Source organism: Pedobacter sp. 10L46_2 (genome assembly GCF_056395165.1).
The window spans coordinates 81,206-95,549 of record NZ_JBFTIZ010000002.1; the positions used below are offsets into that span (position 1 = coordinate 81,206).

At 40.6% G+C, this 14,344-nt stretch carries 9 protein-coding genes; all 9 read left to right on the top strand.

Going from position 1 to position 14,344, the window contains the following annotated elements; genetic code table 11:
- Positions 1-333 precede the first annotated feature (333 nt).
- The 9 genes from AC1DDX_RS00665 (at position 334) to AC1DDX_RS00705 (ending at position 14,330) form a co-directional block, all read left to right on the top strand.
- Entirely contained in the window at positions 334-3,534 is a 3,201-nt protein-coding gene (locus AC1DDX_RS00665; RefSeq protein WP_337717652.1) for a SusC/RagA family TonB-linked outer membrane protein, read from the top strand.
- A 31-nt stretch (positions 3,535-3,565) separates the two neighbouring features.
- Positions 3,566-5,155, top strand: coding sequence for a RagB/SusD family nutrient uptake outer membrane protein (locus tag AC1DDX_RS00670; protein WP_477612219.1), 1,590 nt, complete (start codon positions 3,566-3,568; stop codon positions 5,153-5,155).
- Positions 5,156-5,179: 24 nt separating this feature from the next.
- Positions 5,180-6,625: a glycan-binding surface protein gene (locus tag AC1DDX_RS00675; protein WP_337717656.1), complete on the top strand. Its 1,446-nt coding sequence runs from the start codon at positions 5,180-5,182 to the stop codon at positions 6,623-6,625.
- Between the two features lie 64 nt (positions 6,626-6,689).
- Positions 6,690-8,159: a cellulase family glycosylhydrolase gene (locus AC1DDX_RS00680; RefSeq protein WP_288882474.1), complete on the top strand. Its 1,470-nt coding sequence runs from the start codon at positions 6,690-6,692 to the stop codon at positions 8,157-8,159.
- 78 nt (positions 8,160-8,237) lie between these two features.
- Positions 8,238-9,770 carry a glycoside hydrolase family 43 protein gene (locus tag AC1DDX_RS00685; RefSeq protein ID WP_337717658.1) on the top strand — a complete coding sequence of 511 codons (1,533 nt, stop codon included), beginning with the start codon at positions 8,238-8,240 and terminating at the stop codon, positions 9,768-9,770.
- 43 nt (positions 9,771-9,813) lie between these two features.
- Complete coding sequence (locus AC1DDX_RS00690; protein ID WP_288882478.1) at positions 9,814-11,433, top strand: glycoside hydrolase family 43 protein; 1,620 nt, start codon at positions 9,814-9,816, stop codon at positions 11,431-11,433.
- Positions 11,434-11,591: 158 nt separating this feature from the next.
- Positions 11,592-12,146, top strand: a complete 555-nt coding sequence (locus AC1DDX_RS00695) for a hypothetical protein (RefSeq protein ID WP_337717660.1) — start codon at positions 11,592-11,594, stop codon at positions 12,144-12,146.
- A gap of 429 nt (positions 12,147-12,575) precedes the next feature.
- Entirely contained in the window at positions 12,576-12,752 is a 177-nt protein-coding gene (locus tag AC1DDX_RS00700; protein ID WP_337717662.1) for a hypothetical protein, read from the top strand.
- A 66-nt stretch (positions 12,753-12,818) separates the two neighbouring features.
- Positions 12,819-14,330 carry a family 43 glycosylhydrolase gene (locus AC1DDX_RS00705; RefSeq protein WP_337717664.1) on the top strand — a complete coding sequence of 504 codons (1,512 nt, stop codon included), beginning with the start codon at positions 12,819-12,821 and terminating at the stop codon, positions 14,328-14,330.
- Positions 14,331-14,344: the final 14 nt, after the last annotated feature.

The following is a 14,344-nucleotide window of genomic DNA, read 5'->3' on the forward strand; positions in this document are numbered from 1 at the left end:
ATACGTTTATTTTAGGTTAACATAAGTGCTCTTCTCTTTATCATTTGAAGCATTCCTGGGCATGGTTGCGGCCTATATTTGATTTTCACCTAACCAATAATAAACCGATCAAATCGCAGGGAGATTTGATAAAACCAACCTTTTCGCAAATGTTGAAATCATTTATTAATTATAAATCCGAGCAAAATATGTCTAAGTTTTTCTAGTTCTGCAATTTTCTTATCGGGGGCTAAATGCTCTGCCAGAAGGGAAAGGACCAAACATACTCTTTCCATAAAAAATATTCCAGTGGTTAGCAATAACCACAACCAAATAAACCAAAATAAATCAAATATGAATCAAACAATTTCTATCAGGAAATTACCAATTTTTTTATGGTTGGTAACTTCAATCGTGCTCCTGCATTTAACGGGGTATGCCCAGGAGCGGCAAATTATAGGGAAAATCGTATCGGCAGGTGATTCTGCCCCAATTCCGGGGGCTACAGTACAGGTTAAACATAAAAATACGGCCGTATCTACTAATGAAAGCGGAGGGTTTTTGATACGGGCAAATACTGGTGATGTCCTCATTTTTAAGATGATGGGTTTTACACAACAGGAGATCGTAGTTGGTAGTGGCAATGTCATTAATGTGGTATTAAGTGTCGACAATACAAATCTGAATGAAGTAGTTGTTGTTGGTTATGCTAAGGTAGCAAGAAAAGATGTTACAGGTTCAATAAGCTCAATCAAGGGAGACGACTTACGCCAAACCCAGCCAACTACTTTTGACCAGGCCCTGCAGGGCAAAGTTGCCGGGGTTGTGGTTCAACAGGTATCGGGCCAGCCCGGCGGTGGGGTGTCTATCCAAATACGTGGCGTGTCGTCAATAAGTGGCTCTAATTCGCCACTGTACGTAATAGATGGTATTATTATTCCACCGGTAAACAATCCCGGTAGTGGTTCTAATCCATTAAATGCCATCAATCCTGCCGAAATTGAATCCATAGATGTATTGAAAGATGCTTCGGCAACCGCCATATACGGTTCGCAGGCAACCAATGGAGTTGTTGTGATCACTACAAAAAGGGGGAAAGCCGGAGCACCGCAGATAACTTATGATTTCTATGCCGGTTACCAGGAAATACTTAAGCGACTCCCTACAGTTGATTTGCAACAATTTGCTACTCTCATTAATGCGCGGTCCGCTAGCTCGGGCTGGGAATTTGATCAAAGACCCCTATTTGTCAATCCTCAATATTTAGGTAAGGGCACCGACTGGCAAAAAGAATTATTCCGGAAAGCCCCGCAGATGAATCACACACTTACTGTAAGCGGTGGGGATGACAGAACCCAATATTTACTGTCAACCTCCTATTTTAACCAGGAAGGGATAGCCATTGGATCTGATTTTAGCAGATACTCGGTAAGGCTGAATTTAGACAATAAAACCACTAATTGGCTAAAAATAGGGACGAGCCTTCAGTTGTCGCATGTTGATGAAAAAGTAAACTCAACCTCCGGTAATGTAATTGCCACTGCACTAAGCCTTAGTCCTGATGTTCCGGTAAGCAACCCTGACGGCTCCTGGGGAGGGATTACCGATCCCAACGGTTGGGTAGCACCTGTTGCCAACCCGGTGGCATTGGCAAAAATTATCAAACACTTAAGAAAGCGAAATCAAGTATTCGGAAATGTGTATGCCGAAATACAATTGGCTAAAGGGTTATCGCTGCGAAATGAGCTATCCGGTAATTTCGATTTTAATACAGAAGATAGGTATTCGCCAATTTATAGTTTTGGCAAGGGTAATGAAAGCCCTAACTTTGGTTCCTCTAGCGCCGGTCAAAATTTTTATGCAGTAATACGCAATTTTCTAACTTACAACTATAATTTCAAAAAATTTCATTTTGATGCTTTAGCGGGTCATGAATCGCAAGAGAGTACTTTTCAAAATCTTGGCGGTGCACGAAGGAATTTCCCTTCAGATAATGTGCAGGCGATTAGTGGTGGCGATGCTACCACGGCCACAAACTTCGGCTACAATTCATTATCAGACCCTACGGGAGGCTCTGCACAGGAATCTTATTTCGGCCGTATCAATTTTTCATGGAATGATAAATATCTGCTCACCGGAAATATACGTGGCGATGGTTCTTCAAATTTTCCGTCATACAACCGTTGGGTGACTACCTATTCAGGTGGATTTGCCTGGAAAATTAAAAACGAGGCGTTTTTAAAAGATATAAAAGCTATAGATGAATTGAAGCTGAGACTCGGTTACGGGATTACTAACAACCAGGGCATACCGGGCAATACATTTGTGACCCAGCTTCAAACAATAGCCAATGGTCTATCAGGTATAGCTCAGTTTCAAAGCAATTTGGAAAACGCGGAGGTGACGTGGGAAAAAACTAATTATTACAGTGCCGGGCTTGACGGAACGCTTTTAAAGGGGCGCTTAAGTTTTACATTAGAAGCTTACAGCCGCTTAACAAATGGTCTTTTATTACAGGTGCCGCTTCCAGGATACTCTGGTGCTATAGCGGGCTATGGGCCTGGAGCCATGCAAGCGCCTTTTGCCAATGTCGGCTCGATAACCAACAAAGGGTTTGATATCCAAATCAATTCTACCAATATTAATGGTAAAAATTTCAGTTGGAAAACTGGTTTTACCGTATCGCGGAATAACAATAAAGTGACCTACTTAGGTGCAGGTGGAGCTGATGCTAACTTAAGTAAGAAATCTTATTTGATTAACGATATTATTCAAAAAACGACGGTGGGGCGGCCCATCGGCGAATTTTATGGCTATGTATTTGATGGTATTTTCTCAACTCCAGAAGATTTTAAAAACCATGCCCGGCCTGCTGACCCAAGCGGCAACCCTTATCCGATCTCTCTAGCAGGAGGTGGTATCTGGTACGGTGACCGTATGTTCAAGGATTTGAATGGCGACGGTATTATCGACTCAAAAGATCAAACCTTTTTGGGTTCCCCGATCCCCAAATTCCAATATGGTATCAATAATACATTTAACTACAAAAATTTAGATCTGAATATTTTCTTCAGTGGCAGTTATGGTGCCAAGATATTCAATCAAACGGCTATACAGCAAACCAATCCGCAAAATCACGCTGCCTTTTTTACATCGGTGTTAGATTATGCAAACTTGGCTATGGTAGATCCTAACGGCTCTCCATCCGATGTTAACAACGTATATGTTACCAACCCTAATACAACTATTGCTGGGTTGAGAAACGACAATACCAATGGTAATCTTCGTCCTAACAGTTTGATGATCGAGGATGGCTCATTCCTGAGGTGTAAAAATATCACTTTAGGTTACCGCTTGCCAAAAAGTCTTTTATCAAAAATATCGGTGGGTTCAATTAGGGTGTATGCCAATGTATCCAACGTATTTGTAATTACAAAATATAAAGGCATGGATCCTGAAATTGGTTCATGGGATCCACTTCAGGCAGGTTGGGACGACGGTTATTATCCGCAACCAAGGGTATTTACTTTTGGTGCAAACATAGCCTTGAAATAATAAAACGATCACCGATTAAAAACATATATTTATGAAATTAATTAACAAAATTTTCATCATCCTGCTATGTGTAGCAGCACTTGTCGGATGTAAAAAGAGTTTTTTGGACCGTCCGTCCAATTCGCAGATAAGTTCTACCAATTTTTATAAAACCACTTCCGATGTGCGATTGGCTACGGCAAGCCTTTATGGCGGTTCGCACTGGTGGGCATGGAGCAATGAGTGCTGGATACCACTTGGCGACGTATTGAGTGGTACCGCTAGCTTCCCATATAATGGCGATTTGGTACAGCTTTTTACACGTACCATTACCGCCCAAAATGGTCTTGTGACGAGGGGTTGGATTGGGTTATATAATACTGTAGCACAATGTAATACGGTTATTAAAGCCATACAAGAGAAGGCTGATCCGTCTATTTCGGAAGTAGACAAAAATGCTGCCATCGCTGAGGCAAAATTTATTCGTGCCATGGCTTATTATCATTTGGGGATATATTGGGGTGCAGTGCCAATTATTGAAGATAACAGTAAGCTGATAAAAGATCCGCTGCGTAATCGCAACATTGTTTCGGATGTCTATAAATTCGTTGCTAATGACCTGACTTACGCAGCTCAACACCTTCCTAAGACAGATGAAAAAGGCCGGGTAACTACCTGGTCGGCGCAGGGAATGCTGGGCAAGGCATATTTGACGATGGCGGGTGTAGGCAAAAATGGTAGCCGCGACCAGGCCTTGCTTGACAGTGCTAAAAAGTATGCTGGCAATGTGTGTAAAAATAGCGGCTTGAAATTGTTTCCTAGTTATTATGATCTTTTTAAGGTACAAAACAACGATAACCCAGAAGCATTATTTTCCCTTCAATGGGCCGGTGGTGTGGGTTATGGAACTGGCAACGCCCTACAGCAATTATTTGCGCCAGATAACATCATTACTCCTCAAAAACAAGGGGGATGGATGGCCTTGGCGCCAAGCTACGATTTATACCGGATGTATTCTTCTAGGGATACGGTAAGGCGTAAAGCCACTATCATGCTCAACGGAGATTTTTATCCCGAATTGATTGCCGCCGATGGTGGTTATACGGCAAAAGGTACGGGCATGAAAAAACACATGGTTGGCAACGAAAAAGATAATAACTTGCCAACAATGGATTCTTGGTCATCCCCCGAACACAATGCAATGCTTAGATTGGCCGATGTGTATTTGGTATATGCCGAAGCCATTTTGGGTAACAATAGCACTACGAGCGATGCGGATGCGTTACACTATTTCAATGAGGTGCGGGAAAGGGCCGGCCTKAATAAGGTGACTGTGCTGACACCTGCAGCACTGCGTACTGAAAGAAGAGTTGAACTTGCTTTTGAAGGACAATACTGGATAGACCTGGTTAGGTATTCTTATTACGATCCGGCTAATGCTGTGAAGCTTCTTAATGATCAGGATGCTACCCACGGTCGGATTTCGTTTACTTATGATCCTGTAACGAAAATAGCAACAAGGGATACTATTGCTCCACCGGCTGCGCTACCGGCAACTATCGCTTCATTTACGTTGCCAATTCCGTCATCTGAGCTAACCACCGCCCCTAAATTGGCAGAACCACCGGTACCATATTATTAATTAAAAAAAATAAAAGATATTGTTATGAAAATAAAATCATATCTGACCTTGTACTCTTTGCTGCTTTTCTTAATGATAGCGGCTGTATTACCTGCGTGTAAAAAAGAGACTGAAAGCAGTTCTGCTCCAGTCATTTCGAGTATTAAGAGTTATGCCGCCTCACCTAATGATACCGTTTTGCACAGTGCTACGCCAAACTGGCAATATGTTGTAATAACCGGAAATAATTTGCAGAATGCTACACAAATAAGTTTCAATGGTGTTCCTGCTTCTTTTAACAGCGCTTTATTTGCGCCTAATAGTGCCGTGGTGCAAATACCCGCCATGCAGTTTTCAAAAATTGATACTGCTAAACTCTATATTGTAGAGTATACGACAAAAGCAGGTTCCACAAGGTTTTCTTTTAAATTAGGTCCGGCAGCACCTACCTTTTCGGGAATTTCCAATTTATATGCCAATCCAGGCGATTCTGTTTATGTTTATGGCTCAGGCCTATTTTTCGTTCAACGCTTTTCGTATAGGGGTACCGCAATCCAATCTTTTAACTTAGACACCAGCGGGAATTCTATTGGATTTTTGATGCCGGCTGCAACGACCGATGATCAGATATCAATAATCACCAAAAGCGGTACGTTGAATCATAAAATAATTGCGACCCCGGTCATAGCAGGTATTTCAAATGAAAATGCCAACCCGGGTGATTCGGTTTATGTTTATGGTAATTATCTTAAAGGTATTCAAAAGCTAACGTTTGCAGGCACCACGATTACTTCATTTGCATCATCCAGTAATGGAAGTCATGTTGGTTTCGTTTTGCCAACGCTAACGCAAAGGGGACCGGTATCAGTTACTACACAGTTTGGCACAGCTACTACTGTGTACCATGTAAATGATGTAGTAACAGGCTCCATCTCAAATTGGGATAGTAATTTTAATTGGCAAGGCTGGGGTGCTGGTAAAGAAACTAAAGATAATTCTAATTTCCATGGCAATCGAAGCACCTATTTTGTGTTGGATGTCGATGTGAACAGCGAGGACGGATGGCCCTGGACTACTAACATACCCATGAATGCAATACAATGGGTGCCAAAAGCCAATATTGCCGACACGGTTAGCCATTGGGCATTTAAATTTGAAGTAAATATCCCGAAAACCTGGAAAGGTACTACGGTTAATATTGTAAGTGGAGTAGACGGCTATGTGGCCCGATGGGAGCCATGGCGAATAAACGCTACGACCACGGTACCGTACAGTACAAAAGGGTGGGTAACAGTAACTATTCCTTTAACATCGTTCCGTGCATCACATCCTGAGCTTGGCCAAGGTATGGGGGATTCACTAACCAAAATTGCGGATTTAACTGGTGAATCCGGAAATACATCGTGCATCATGTATATACATAACTATGGTCTTTCGGCAGGCAGCTTTTATGGCGCTGTTGATAATTTGAGAGTTGTAAAAATTAAATAAACTAAATCCCCACGGCAACATAACGCCGTGGGGATTTCTTACTAATTAGATAATTAAGAAAAAAATGAAGATTAAGTATCCTTTTAAAATATTTATATTTCTTATTACAATTGTATCTTTATTATCATGTAAAAAAGCGAATAATCCGGATCCGCAATTAACAGTTAGTGCATCCACCATAACTTTTACGGCTGAAGGGGGAACAGAGGACATATCCGTTTCAGGTAATACCGATTGGAGCATCAGCAATCCTGCTTATTCGTGGTTGCAATTAAGTACAACATCAGGCAACAGCGGCAGCACTGTTATTCATTTAACAACATTATCGCTAAATACTACAGCGGTATCCCGCTCTGCTGTTTTATTAATAAGTTCTTCCAACGGCCAGGCAAGAAGGGTGGTCGTTTCTCAGATCCCCTTCATATACCCAAATTATAACACATCATCCATAGCGCCAAACATGACTGGAATGAGCAGTACGGCCGTGGAACTGGCAGCAAAAATGCATGTAGGAATAAATTTTGGCAATACCATGGAGTCCCCAGGCGAAGGTGACTGGGTGTCGGGTAATAAAATTACCGAATCGTATGTGAAATTTGTAAAACAAATAGGTTTCAATGCTGTACGGATTCCTTGTAACTGGAATTGGACTCATTTAAGCGATCCGGATAAAGCGAAAATTGACCCTGCCTGGCTTAACCGGGTGAAAGAAGTAGTTGGATGGTGTGTGGATAATGATATTTATGTGATGCTGAATATTCACTGGGATAATGGCTGGCTGGAAAATAATATTAATAAGCTAAAGAAAGATTCGGTTGACGCTAAGCAAAAGGCGCTTTGGGAACAGATTGCTACCACTATGCGCGATTTTGATGAGCACCTTATGTTTGCCAGCGCGAATGAACCTGCGGCGGATAATGCCGAGCAGATGGACATACTCAATAGTTACCACCAGACATTTATTAATGCAGTGCGTGCTACCGGAGGCAGAAATAGTTACAGGGTGCTGATTGTGCAGGGGCCTCACACAGATCCTAATAAAACTTATGATCTGATGAATACGCTACCAACAGATAAGATTCCTAACAAGTTGATGGTCGAGGTGCATAACTACACGCCTGCTACATTTACGATACTAACGGATGGAGATGTAAGTTGGGGCAAAATGGCTTACTATTGGGGGAAAGGGAATCATTCTACTATTGAACCAGAACGTAACGCCACCTTTGGAGAAGAGGAAGTGGTTGATTCTGAATTCAAAAAGATGAAACAGAAGTTTGTTGATAAAGGTATCCCTGTAGTGCTGGGCGAATATGCATCCTGGAGGCGGACTGCCAGCAACGGCAATTTTGTTCCTAAGGATCTGGAGATGCATAACAAGTCTGTGGAGTACTGGGCAACCTATATGACCAAACAGGCTAAAGCAAATGGTCTTCTGCCATTCTGGTGGGAGACAGGTTTTATGTTAGACAGAGCTAATAATGCGATAAAGGACCAGGGTATGTATGATGCCCTTATTGCAGGGTCTAAGTAATAGTATAGTGTCAATTATAGTATGTCAATTCAAATTAATCCTTAACGAGTATCCATTTTTTGGGTAAAATAAAAAAAAATGTTTAGAAAAAAAATGTTGTTCACTGCGGTCCTTGCCATCTCTTTTCTGGGAAGTAAAGAAGATGCAGTAGCTCAGACGAATGCTGATAAGCCGAAATTGATTAGTGAAAAACTGGAAGAAAAATTCGCAAATGTTTCGCCGAAACTTACCTCCAATAATGCCAATCCTTTATTAGATTTTATGTTTACGGCCGACCCAACAGCTGTAGAATACAATGGAAGAATTTATGTGTATGCTACGAATGATCATCAACAGTATGAGAAGGTAGGAAAGGATGGGAAAAATAGTTACGAGCATATCCGTTCGCTGGTCATGATGTCTTCCGATGACATGGTCAACTGGACTTATCATGGCCTCATAAATACAGCAAAGCTGGCACCATGGAGTACAAATTCCTGGGCACCTTCCATTACATCCAGATTGGAAGCAGATGGTAAAACACACTTTTATTTGTATTACTCCAATGGCGGTGGTGGCTCAGCTGTGCTTACTTCCACCTCTCCTGTTGGCCCATGGAGCGACCCGTTAGGAAAGAACATAGTTGACCGTTCTGTTCCCGGTGTGGATGTAGATGCTCCATTCGATCCCGGAGTTCTTATTGACGACCAAGGTACAGGCTGGCTGACTTTTGGAGCCGGAACGCCTAAAACGAAATATATGCCGGATAATGCCAGAATTGTCAAATTAGGGGCAGATATGATCAGTTTGGCTAGTGATGTTGCTAAGATACCCGCTCCTTATTTTAATGAGGCCAGCGACCTTAACTTTATCAATGGAACCTGGGTTTATAGCTATTGTACGAGTTGGGATGAACGTACTGAATGGCCTTATAGCAATATTAATAAACCAACCGCATGCAACATATCTTATATGACGAGTAAAACACCCTTAAATCAGGATAGTTGGAAGTATCGCGATAATTACTTTAAGAATACCGGCGAGGTTAACGTGGGGCCTTTTACAAACAATCACACCCACTTGTTCAGGTTTAAAGAGAAATATTATATTACTTACCATGCCATGTATTTACAGGATTATTTTGGCACTAAGGGTGGTTTTCGTAATGTGGGTTTCGAACCAATACAGGTGGATGAAAAGAATGTGAATATCCCCATGGTCAACGCAACTTTTAAAGGTCCGTCACAACTTAACCCCTTAAATCCATTCGTTCTTCAGCAAGCAGAGACCACTGCAGGTACTTCGGGGCAGGTTCAGTTCGAAGCGGATGGTAATCCGGGCAATATGGTTGCCAAAGGAAAAGCAGATAAACAATGTCTCATGGTTCGTGGAGCCGATTTTAGCAAACAGATTCCTGCCAAATTCGAAGCCAGGGTGAAAGGAAAAGGTAAAATTGATGTTTATGTAAATAATCTTAAAGGTAAGCCTCTTGTTTCCCTTATATGTGATGTAAAGGAATGGACTACGCGCTCAAAGAAAATAGAACTGAAAATAGATAAAGGAGTAGGGAATATCTATTTTGTATTTAATGGAGAGGGTTTTTTGTTTGATGAATGGAAATTCATTTATTAATTCCGGTTGCTGGTTTATTGATGCTAATTATAATCAGATAAGAATGAAAAAAATAAATGTGAATATGAAAAATACGATTTATAGGTTATGGATGACGGCCTTAATTATCACACTTAAAGTACCGTGTTTATACGCACAAAAAGCCACTAATCCGATTATTTATGCAGATGTACCCGACATATCAATGGTACGTGTAGGCGATAGCTATTACATGAGTAGCACAACGATGCATATGAACCCGGGCGTGCCCATTATGAAATCGACAGATCTTGTCAATTGGAAAATTATCAACTATGCCTATGATACTTTGGCAGATCTGCCGGCGCTAAATTTGACAGACGGTCAAAACGCATACAGCAAGGGTTCCTGGGCAAGTAGTTTGCGCTATCACAAGGGGATATATTATGTAACCACTTTTGCATACACCACCGGTGAAACCTATATTTTTAAAACAAAAGATATAGAAAAAGGAAATTGGGAACGAATTTCTTTTAAGCCAGCGTATCATGACAATTCCTTGTTTTTTGATGATGATGGCAAGGTATATTTAATTTATGACGCGGAAAGACTAAAAATTGTTGAATTAAATGAGGATCTAAAAGGAGTTAAACCAGGCGTTACGGAGAGGGTTCTCATCGAGAGCGCCAGCGCACCAACAGGAAAAGAAGTAGGCCTTAGCGCAGAAGGATCTCAATTATTTAAAGTAAAAGGCAAATATTATTTATTTAATATTTGCGCGCCGCGCGGTGGAATGCGAACTGTAATTATCCATAGGGCAGATAATATCAACGGACCTTGGGAAGGGAAAGTTGGTTTACAGGATAGAGGAATTGCTCAAGGCGGACTTGTCGACACTCCCGATGGACGTTGGTTCTCTTATCTTTTCCGCGATTTTGCTGCTGTTGGCCGCGTTCCTTATCTCGTTCCTGTCAAGTGGGAAGAAGGCTGGCCTGTATTAGCAGAAAATGGTAAAGTCCCGGAACATCTAGACCTGCCGGCCGGTAAAGGTTTGATTCCGAATTTGGTCGCTTCTGATGAATTCAACCGAAAGAAAGGAGAAGCAGCACTTCCTTTAGTATGGCAATGGAATCATAATCCGGATAATGCGCTGTGGTCTGTAACTGAAAGAAAAGGATTCCTGCGCCTCAAAACAGGAAGAATCGACACTGGTTTTCTTCAGGCCAGAAACACACTTACACAACGCACTATTGGTCCAACCAGCTCGGCTTCTGTTGCCCTTGATGTTTCCAAAATGAAAGACGGCGATTTTGCCGGATTCTCAGCTTTCCAAAAAGAGTATGGATCAGTGGGCGTTAAAATTGACGCTGGTCAAAAGTCGATAATAATGATCACTACTGATAATGATAAGCCTGTCGAAGTAAAGCGAATTCCATTGGATCAAGACCAAATTTACTTCAGGATCGATTGCGATTTTACCGGCATGAACGATGAAGCTAATAACCTTTACGCTCTTAATGGGAAAGATGAAGCTAGTTTCTTTTACAGTCTTGATGGAAAAGTTTGGAAACCAATAGGGCGACCTTTGAAGATGAAATATAGCATCCCACATTTCATGGGCTATCGTTTTGCTTTGTTTAATTATGCGACTAAAAACATTGGAGGTTATGCAGACTTTGATTACTTCCATATCAATTACAAGTAGTAATAATCACAGCAGTGCTGCTGTACTGCGAAAATGCATTTAGGGTGGAATATCGGTAATACAATGGAGGCTGAAGGTGGTGAAACGGGCTGCGGTAATCCTCAAATTAACTACTTAATTCAAATCAATATTTTTATAAACTTAAAAAACAAATTAACATGAAAAAAATCACACTATTATTTTTTGCTCTACTAACAGGGATGTTAGCCAATGCACAGGAAACTCTGTATGCCGAAAATTTCGAATCAAATGTTGCCATCCTTGGTGATGGTCAAATGCATACATTTAAACCATCTACAAAGGCAGGAACATGGAGTGGTGGGATAGATCTAAAAACTGCTGGCGATGCCAATGTAAATTTGCGTCAGGGGTGGGGTGAGCAATATAATTTGAAAATAGAATCTAAAGGTGCTGCTGTTACCATACCTAATATCAATGTGGTTGGTTTTACAAATTTAAACCTGTCTTATGAATTTGTTGTTGAAGATGCAGGAGATGCTGTAGCACCAAAAATTGAAGCAAGTGTTGATGGCGGTGCTTCTTGGGTAACTCTACCTACAGTTGCTAGTGGTGGAGGGTGGTCTAAAGAAGCAAAATTGCTTGCTTTGCCTTCAGGAAATTATAAAACAATAAGCCTTAGAATAAACCCTAATACGGTGAGTTCTAATGCTATAATGTTTGATAATTTTATAATTACTGGAAAGAAGCTGTAAGCCTGGCGACTGAATCGAACCAATCATGTGACAATTCAATTATGATTTATCCAAATCCTATTTGTTAACGAATTTAAAGGGGGGAGCTGTAAATTCAGATCAACCATTTCGTGTTTCCATTTTTGATATACTTGGAAGAAAAGTAGAGACAATAAAATCATTGTCTTCAAGCCAATTGTCAATGGAATCTTCATTGAAATCAAGATTGTATAAATTACTCAAAATCATTTAAAATGGTTAAAAAAAATAATTGAATTTTTTTTATGGAGCCAGCGTAAAAATGCTGCTGGCTCCATTTCATATAAGGTTTAATATTTAAATAGTTCTGATAACAAGAATCAGAAAGCAACGAACAAATACTATTTTTTAATCAATAGAATAACAATTGTATAAAAAATGCAAATTTCATTTAAACGTTACTGCAAAATTATGGAGTTACTTAACGACCCTATTCTAATCGAAGCTTATAAAAAAGCCCATGCCAAAGGGGCTGTATGGACTGAAATAACGCAAGGCAATGACAGAATTAGCGCTAAAGCCACGTCAAAGCGAATGAGAAGCGCACATGTCGCAATTTCAGGACAGCTCTGCCGAGGTATTACCTAGAAATAAATAAATTATAAGGCCTATAACTCACAGGTTAAGCGTACTTTCTACAACCTATCAAATCATATGAATAAAATTATAGTAACATTTTTTTTGATCCAGTTGAGTTTTTTTGCAAGAGCTCAATATCAAGTAAGTCCGAATTCGAAAGGTCCGGGCTTTTATTTGAATCCTATTTTTGCAGGAGATTATCCTGATCCGAGTATATTACGTGATGGCGATAATTTTTATATGGTCCATTCCTCGTTTGAGTACTATCCAGGTTTATTGATCTGGCATTCAAAAGACCTGATTAACTGGAAACCATTGACCCACGCCCTGCATAAATACGTAGGCTCGGTGTATGCTCCCGATTTGGTGAAGTATAAAAATAAGTTCTATATCTATTTTCCGGCAAACGGGACTAACTATGTGGTAACAGCGGACTCGATCGATGGGAAATGGAGTGATCCGATTGACCTGAAAATTGGCAACATTGACCCTGGTCATATAACAGATGAACATGGCAAAAGGTACTTGTTTTTCAGTAACGGGGGATTTGTACCCTTGTCAGATGACGGTCTTTCTATTACAGGGAATCAAAAGAGTTCTTACAACGGTTGGCCTATACCTAAAGACTGGACTATTGAGTGCTTTTGCCTGGAAGGCCCCAAGTTGATAAAAAGAGGAGAATACTACTATCTTACTGTAGCTGAAGGAGGAACGGCAGGTCCTGCTACTGGCCATATGGTCATTTCTGCACGATCAAAATCGTTATCGGGCCCGTGGGAAAATTCCCCTTATAATCCGATTGTCAGAACAACTAAACAAGATGAAAAATGGAAATCGAAAGGGCATGGTACCATCTTCGACGATGCAAAAGGAAACTGGTGGATGATTTTTCATGCTTACGAAGATGGTTTTTACAATAAAGGTCGTCAGACTTTATTGTTGCCGGTAGAATGGACAAAAGATGGCTGGTATAAAGTGCCGGATGATATAGTAGATAGTAAACCTATCAGGAGACCAAATTTAGCTCCCTTTAAAACCGACTTTACATTGAACGATAATTTTAAAGGCAATAAATTACAGCCTCAATGGGAATTCTTCGAAGGATTGGATACCAGCAGGTTTAACTTATCTGACAATGGTTTATCCATTAAGGGAAAAGGAAATAATGTAGCCGGTAGCTCGCCCTTATTGTGCATTCCATCAGGCCATTCGTATACGGCAGACGTGGAATTATTAATAGAAGGAAAAGCAACAGGTGGTTTAGTTCTTTTTTACAACAACAATGCCTATTCAGGGATTCTGGCCGACGATAAGAACATATTTGTCAATTTACGTGGCTGGCAGTTTCAAACTGAAAAGAGCGTTATAAAAAATCATGTATTCCTTCGTCTTAAAAACATTAATAATACGGTAAATATGTATTTTAGTACAGACGGTATTAAATGGAATAAAATTGAAACTTCGCTTGAGGTTTCTGCCATACATCATAACGTGCTGAGTGGGTTTTTAAGCTTAAGAATTGGCTTGTGTTCCATAGGCGAGGGGAATGTAACATTTAAGAATTTTAAATTTACCCCAATAGATTAAATTACTAGGCAATT

Bases quoted from the DNA above. Each gene is read 5' to 3' on its own strand.
- AC1DDX_RS00665 (WP_337717652.1), top strand. From the start codon at position 334: ATGAATCAAACAATTTCTATCAGGAAATTACCAATTTTTTTATGGTTG.
- AC1DDX_RS00675 (WP_337717656.1), top strand. From the start codon at position 5,180: ATGAAAATAAAATCATATCTGACCTTGTACTCTTTGCTGCTTTTCTTA.
- AC1DDX_RS00680 (WP_288882474.1), top strand. From the start codon at position 6,690: ATGAAGATTAAGTATCCTTTTAAAATATTTATATTTCTTATTACAATT.
- AC1DDX_RS00685 (WP_337717658.1), top strand. From the start codon at position 8,238: ATGTTTAGAAAAAAAATGTTGTTCACTGCGGTCCTTGCCATCTCTTTT.
- AC1DDX_RS00690 (WP_288882478.1), top strand. From the start codon at position 9,814: ATGAAAAAAATAAATGTGAATATGAAAAATACGATTTATAGGTTATGG.
- AC1DDX_RS00695 (WP_337717660.1), top strand. From the start codon at position 11,592: ATGAAAAAAATCACACTATTATTTTTTGCTCTACTAACAGGGATGTTA.
- AC1DDX_RS00700 (WP_337717662.1), top strand. From the start codon at position 12,576: ATGGAGTTACTTAACGACCCTATTCTAATCGAAGCTTATAAAAAAGCC.
- AC1DDX_RS00705 (WP_337717664.1), top strand. From the start codon at position 12,819: ATGAATAAAATTATAGTAACATTTTTTTTGATCCAGTTGAGTTTTTTT.